Source organism: Polaromonas sp. P1_G1 (assembly GCF_056405595.1).
Window position 1 is genome coordinate 1 of record NZ_JBFUBU010000199.1, and the last position, 436, is coordinate 436.

Consider the following 436-nt stretch of genomic DNA (forward strand, 5'->3'; position numbering starts at 1 on the left):
GAACTGATTGTTCTTACCGCCGATTCAAGAGTGAAGGTCGAGAACGCTTTGCTTGAAAATTCATCGCACGGGGTCACACTTGATGCGTCAAAGCTTATTCCCGATGCACTCGGCGTGAGGTCGAAAGATGAGGAAAAGATTGAAATTGCTTATCGTGACATCTCTGAGGCTGGCGAAGTCAAAGTCTATTCGCCACAGCTTGGCGTTTTGCTCATCTTTACCCCTACCTTGGCTGAAAAAAAGGTTTCCTGGTCGTGCTGGGGCCGTCCTCTCAAAATAGTTCCGAGTCTCTGTCGTGGCAACTCATAACAAGCTGTTCGTATCGGACCTCCAGCTGCGAAAGACCGCTGCGCGGCTTATCTTTCTCGCCGGACAACGCCAAAGTTAGGCCCCACGAAATGTCCTCCTTTCCGCTGATGCGCGATCTGCCACAGGT

At 51.1% G+C, this 436-nt stretch carries 1 protein-coding gene; it reads left to right on the forward strand.

Going from position 1 to position 436, the window contains the following annotated elements:
* Positions 1-309 (forward strand): hypothetical protein (locus tag AC1D1Y_RS26455; RefSeq protein WP_477684962.1); only part of this gene is annotated, 309 nt, incomplete at its 5' end.
* Between the last annotated feature and the right edge of the window lie 127 nt (positions 310-436).